This is a genomic window from Streptomyces sp. CNP082 (assembly GCF_059570535.1).
The window spans coordinates 22091-28090 of sequence record NZ_JCANSZ010000074.1; the positions used below are offsets into that span (position 1 = coordinate 22091).

Consider the following 6000-nt stretch of genomic DNA (forward strand, 5'->3'; position numbering starts at 1 on the left):
CCGTGCGGGCGGCTCCCTCCGCCGCCTGAGCCGCGCCGTAGCGCCTCTCCCGCGGCCCCGCGGGGAAGGGCCCCTAGGCGTCCGGTGCCGGGGCTGTGGAGGCGCGTACGGTCAGCCGGGCCGGGACCGTCGTACTGCCCGCCCTGCGGCCCGCGAGGGCGTCGAGCAGCGCCGTCATGCCGGCCGCGCCGACGGTGTCCGCCTGGAGCCGCACGGTGGTCAGCTCCGGCTCGACGGCGGTGGCCAGCGCCAGGTCGTCGAAGCCGGTGACCGACACGTCGTCCGGCACCCGCAGCCCCAGCCGTCGTACGGCCTTGAGCGCGCCGGCGGCGAGCAGGTCGTCGTCGCAGACCAGCGCCGTGGGCCGGGCCGTCTCCCGGGCCGTGAGCGCCCGGTGCGCGGCTGCCAGCCCGCCGGCGACGGACAGTTCGGCGGTTTCGGTGTGCAGCCGGACGCCGGGCACGGCGGTCAGTGCGTCGGCCAGCGCCCGGCCGCGGGCGGCGAAGGTCCAGGAGTCGATGCCGGCGGCGAGGTGGGTGATCCGCCGGTGGCCGAGTTCCCGGAGGTGCCGGGCGACCTGGCGCATGCCGTCGGCGACGTCGGCGTTGACGGTGGCGACGGCGCCGGCGTCCGCCGGGTCGCTGTCGAGCATGACGAGCGGGAGTCCGCCGCCGCGCAGTGCCCGTACCGCGTCGGTGGCCATGGAGGAGGCGATGACGCCGTCGACGGCGGTGTGCGCGGCGGCGAAGGGGTCGCGGGCGGGGCCGATGCCCTCGGGGGAGGGGTAGAGCACGACGCCGAAGTCGTGGGCGGCGGCGGCGCGTGCGGCGCCGGCGTGGACGCCGGCGAAGAACTCGTTGGTGAGGGCGGGGACGACGAGGAGCGCGGTGCGGGTGCCGCCGGTGCGCAGGGTGCGGGCGGCGGCGTTGGGCCGGTAGCCCAGGTCGCGGGCGGCGGCGCGGACGGCGTCGGCCTTGGCGGTGGAGACGCGCCCGCGCCACTTGCCGCCGAGGACGAGGGAGACGGCCGCCTGCGAGACGCCCGCGGCGCGGGCGACGTCGCGGCTGGTGACGCCCCCGCCGCGGCCCGCGGCCGGCCGCGGGGCCGCGTCGCCCGCCGCCGGCGGCCCGGTGCGCGCCGCGCCGCGCCTGCCGTCCTCCTGCCCGCCCCGCATCGTGCCTCCTCGTCCCTGTTCGGGCTCGTCCCCGTGCCGGCTCGTCCCGTTCCGGCATACGGGGTCGACCCTCGCCCGTGTTACGTATAACCTACGACGTTATACGTAACACTTCGGTCTCAGGGGAGGTGCTGTGCTGCGGGGATACGCCGAACTGCTGCGCGTCAGACACGTCGGCAGGCTGCTCGCCGGGACGCTGATCGGCCGGCTGCCCAACGCCACCGCCGCGTTCGCCATCGTTCTGTTCGTCCGGGCAGAAGGCGGCTCGTACACCCTCGGCGGCATCCTCTCCGGCGGCTACGGCCTGGCCACCGCGGTCGGGCAGCCGCTGCTCGGCCGCGCCGTCGACCTGCGCGGCCAGCCGCGCGTGCTGCTGCCCAGCGCCCTGCTGTCCGCCGCCGGCATGGCCGTGTTCGCCCTCGTGGGCATCGACCCGCTGCCGCTGGCCTGCGCCGGCGTGCTGGCGGCCGGGCTGTTCACGCCGCCGCTGGAGGGCGCGCTGCGGGCGCTGTGGCCCAGCGTGCTGGGGCGCGCGGACCGGGTGCACGGGGCGTACGCGCTGGACGCCGTCGCGCAGGAGGTGATGTTCGCCCTCGCGCCGCTGGTCGTCACCCTGCTGGTCGCCACCGCCTCCGAGGCCGCCGCGCTGCTCGTCCTGGGCGCACTGGGCGTGCTGGGCGCCGTGTGGGTCGTCCTCTCGCCGCCCGCCCGCCGGTGGCGCTCCGAGCCGCGCGAGGCCCACTGGCTGGGGGCGCTGCGCGCGCCGGGGCTGCTGGTGATCCTCGGCGCCTTCTTCTTCGTCGGCGTCGCCCTCGGCGGCACGGCCGTCGCCTCCGTCGCGTACGCCGACGCCCGCGGCGGTGCCGCCCAGGGCGACGGTGGTGCCGGCGGCTATCTCCTCTCCGCGCTCGGCGCCGGCGCCCTGGTCGGCGGCGTCTTCTACGGCGCCCGGCAGTGGCCGGGCCGCGCCGAGCGGCGGCTGCAGTTGCTGCTGACGGGCCTGGCGGTCGGCTATCTGCCGCTGATGCTCACCCCGGGCACCCTCTCAATGACGCTGCTCTCCGGCGTCGCGGGCCTGTTCCTCGCCCCGGCGCTCGCCTGTTCGTTCGTCGTCGTCGACCGGCACGCGCCGCGCGGTACGGCCACGGAGGCGTTCTCCTGGCTGGTGACGACCTTCGGGTTCGGCGCCGCCGCGGGCACGGCGATCTGCGGCCCCGCCGTCGAGCACGGCGGCGAGACCGGCGGCTTTGCGGTCGTCGGCCTCGGCGGGGCGGCGGCGCTGCTGGTGCTGACGGGGTTCGTGCGGGTTCTGGCGAGCACCGGCCGCCCGGCACGGCCACTCGAAAAAGATCGAATCGACGGAGCTGCACCCGGTTTCGAAACTGAGCGACAGGCGTAATGTTCAGTCATGGACCGCCGCATCTTCGGGCTAGAGAACGAGTACGGCGTCACGTGCACGTTCCGGGGGCAGCGCCGCCTGTCCCCGGACGAGGTGGCGCGCTACCTCTTCCGCAGAGTCGTCTCCTGGGGCCGCAGCAGCAACGTCTTCCTGCGCAACGGTGCGCGCCTCTACCTGGACGTCGGCTCGCACCCCGAGTACGCAACTCCCGAGTGTGACAACGTCATCGAGCTGGTCACCCACGACAAGGCGGGTGAGCGCATCCTCGAGGGCCTCCTCGTGGACGCCGAGCGCCGGCTCCACGAGGAGGGGATCGCCGGCGACGTCTACCTCTTCAAGAACAACACCGACTCCGCCGGCAACTCCTACGGCTGCCACGAGAACTATCTGGTGGCCCGGCACGGCGAGTTCTCCCGGCTCGCCGACATCCTCATCCCGTTCCTCGTGACCAGGCAGCTCATCTGCGGCGCCGGCAAGGTGCTGCAGACGCCCCGCGGCGCGGTGTACTGCGTCAGCCAGCGCGCGGAGCACATCTGGGAGGGCGTCAGTTCCGCCACGACCCGCTCCCGGCCCATCATCAACACCCGCGACGAGCCGCACGCCGACGCCGAGCGCTACCGCCGGCTGCACGTCATCGTCGGCGACTCCAACATGTCCGAGACGACCATGCTGCTCAAGGTCGGCGCCACCGACCTCGTGCTGCGCATGATCGAGGCCGGGACGGTGATGCGCGACCTGACCCTGGAGAACCCGATCCGGGCCATCCGCGAGGTCAGCCACGACATGACCGGGCAGCGCAAGGTGCGGCTCGCCAGCGGGCGCGAGGCGTCCGCGCTTGAGGTGCAGCAGGAGTACTACGAGAAGGCCGTGGACTTCTGCGACCGCCGCGGCATCCGCACCGGGACCGTCGAGCGCGTCCTGGAGCTGTGGGGGCGCACCCTGGAGTCGATCCGCTCCCAGGACCTGGCCAAGGTCGGCACGGAGATCGACTGGGTCATGAAGCACCAGCTCATCGAGCGCTACCGGGCGAAGAACAACATCACCCTCTCCCACCCCCGGATCGCGCAGATAGACCTCGCGTACCACGACATCCACCGCCGCCGCGGGCTGTACTACCTGCTGGAGAAACGGGGCCAGGCCGCCCGGGTCTGCAACGATCTGAAGATCTTCGAGGCCAAGTCGGTCCCGCCGCAGACCACGCGGGCCAGGCTGCGCGGCGACTTCATCCGCCGGGCGCAGGAGCAGCGCCGTGACTTCACGGTGGACTGGGTCCATCTGAAGCTGAACGACCAGGCGCAGCGGACCGTGCTGTGCAAGGACCCGTTCCGCTCCGTAGACGACCGGGTGGAAAAGCTGATCGCCGGAATGTAGGCGGGGCGCGCGGTGGCTGCGGGACCGATGGGATGACGGGGATCCGGGCGCGAAGGCCGTAGAGTGGCCGGAGCTGCCCGGACCCCCTACACGAGTTGGACCCATGACACATCGCAGAATGACCCGCATGGGGGCGGCGCTCGTCGTGCCCGCCCTGCTGTTCGCCGCGGCCTGTGGCTCCGAGGACTCCTCCGACTCGGACAACGGGGGCAAGGCCGGCGCCGTGACCAAGATCACGGGGGCCTTCGGCGAGGAGCCGAAGTTCGACGTCCCGGACGACGCGAAGGCGTCCGAGGAGCCCGTCGTCAAGGTCCTCAGCAAGGGTGACGGCGCCAAGGTCGGCAAGGGTGACCAGGTCCGGCTGGACTTCGCCGGCAAGGCCATGAAGGACGACAAGGACCTGGGCAGCACCTGGGCGCAGCCCGCGGCGGCCGGCGGCGGCCGGCAGGCCGGCGGCGCCGTGCACCAGCAGCTCATGGGCAAGGTCGGCGAGCCGAACCAGGCGCTGCCGCCGGACGTCCTCGACTCCGTCGAGGGCCACACCGTGGGCAGCCGCCTGCTGGTCGAGGGGACCGCGGGCGCGCTCGTCGGCGAGAGCCTCAACCCCGAGTCGGGCATCGATGAGAGCGACGGCCTGGTCTGGGTCATCGATGTCGCAGGCGCCGGGAAGGTCGACCCCCAGGCCGAGCTGAAGGGTGAGTCCGCCGAGCCGCGTGACGGCATGCCGGAGGTCGAGGTGCCGGCAGGCAAGGCCGCGAAGATCACCATCCCGGACGGCGAGGACGCGCCGAAGGAGCTGCAGGAGCAGGTCCTCATCAAGGGCAAGGGCGCCGAGGTCGAGGACGGCCAGGGGCTCATCGCCCAGTACACCGGCTACGCCTGGGAGGACGGCGAGAAGTTTGACTCCTCCTGGGACAACGCGGGCGCGGCCACCTTCCAGATCGGCACCGGCTCGGTCGTCGAGGGCTGGGACAAGGCGCTGGTCGGCAAGAAGGTCGGCGACCGGGTGCTGCTGGTCATCCCGCCGGACCTGGGCTACGGCAAGTCCAAGGGCCACGAGCTGGAGAAGAAGACGCTGGTCTTCGTCGTCGACATCCTCGGCACGGTCTGACCTGCGGTCCGCGCGGCGGGAAGCCCCCGGCGGCACCGCCTCCGCGCGCGCAGCGGATCCCGCCCGGGTGCGACGCACCGGGGACCGTGGCGCGGGAGTCAGGAGCCGCGCACCGCGCGTCGCGGGCCCGAGGACCTTCCGCCGGACAGGCCGTCGTCGCCGCGCCCGGGGAGGCGGCGGGACCGCCGCCGCGGGGCGTCTGCGAGACTTGGCAGCCCAGTCACCGTCACTCATGCGCGAGGAGAATCTTCCGTGAGCATCGACAAGCCCGAGGTCGACTTCCCCGAAGGTCCGCCGCCGGCCGGCCTCGAGGTCCAGGACCTGTGGGAGGGCGAAGGCCCCGTGGCGAAGGCCGGTGACACCGTCTCCGTCCACTACGTCGGGGTCGCCTTCTCCAGCGGCGAGGAGTTCGACGCGAGCTGGAACCGCGGCAAGCCGCTGCAGTTCCAGCTCGGTGCCGGCCAGGTCATCCCCGGATGGGACCAGGGAGTGGCGGGCATGAAGGTCGGCGGCCGGCGCCGGCTGACCATCCCGCCGCACCTGGCCTACGGCGACGCCGGTGCCGGCGGCGGCCGGATCAAGCCGGGCGAGACGCTGATCTTCGTCTGCGACCTGGTCGCGGTCTGACGGCACCGCCCGCACGCAGCAGAGCGCAAGGCCCTCGCCGTACGGACGCTGTTGGTTTAATCCGGGGGCCTGCGTGACGTCGGCCTGTGTGACCCCGTTGGGGTTGTGCAGGCCGTCGTCGTGCTTCTGGGGTGGGTTCGTGTCGTTGCGTGGGGTGGAGTTGGCGGAGATCCCGGAGGAGACCGTGCGGTTGGCGCGTGCGGTGTTCCCGAAGGGCTGTCTGGTGATGCGGGTGCGGGATGCGCTCGGGCCGGTCTTCGCTGACGCCGACTTCGAGGAGCTGTTTCCGGTGCGGGGGCGTCCGGCGGTGTCGCCGGC

Annotated in this window: 5 protein-coding genes; 4 read left to right on the forward strand and 1 reads right to left on the reverse strand. The window is 73.3% G+C overall.

Annotated features, from left to right (window positions below):
• Positions 1 to 73: 73 nt before the first annotated feature.
• Positions 74 to 1174 (reverse strand): LacI family DNA-binding transcriptional regulator, encoded by a 1101-nt coding sequence (locus B124_RS33705; protein WP_496506826.1) that lies wholly within the window; start codon positions 1172 to 1174, stop codon positions 74 to 76.
• A gap of 133 nt (positions 1175 to 1307) precedes the next feature.
• Here B124_RS33705 and B124_RS33710 point away from each other — a divergent pair, with 133 nt between their 5' ends.
• The 4 genes from B124_RS33710 to B124_RS33725 all read left to right on the forward strand — a co-directional run bounded on the left by B124_RS33710 (position 1308) and on the right by B124_RS33725 (position 5682).
• A complete protein-coding gene (locus B124_RS33710; protein ID WP_496506827.1) occupies positions 1308 to 2573 on the forward strand; it encodes an MFS transporter in 1266 nt (421 codons plus the stop codon).
• A 9-nt stretch (positions 2574 to 2582) separates the two neighbouring features.
• Positions 2583 to 3944: a Pup--protein ligase gene (gene pafA / locus B124_RS33715; RefSeq protein ID WP_496506828.1), complete on the forward strand. Its 1362-nt coding sequence runs from the start codon at positions 2583 to 2585 to the stop codon at positions 3942 to 3944.
• 127 nt (positions 3945 to 4071) lie between these two features.
• A complete protein-coding gene (locus tag B124_RS33720) occupies positions 4072 to 5055 on the forward strand; it encodes an FKBP-type peptidyl-prolyl cis-trans isomerase (protein ID WP_496506830.1) in 984 nt (327 codons plus the stop codon).
• 252 nt (positions 5056 to 5307) lie between these two features.
• Positions 5308 to 5682 (forward strand): FKBP-type peptidyl-prolyl cis-trans isomerase, encoded by a 375-nt coding sequence (locus tag B124_RS33725; protein ID WP_496506829.1) that lies wholly within the window; start codon positions 5308 to 5310, stop codon positions 5680 to 5682.
• The last annotated feature ends 318 nt before the right edge of the window (positions 5683 to 6000 follow it).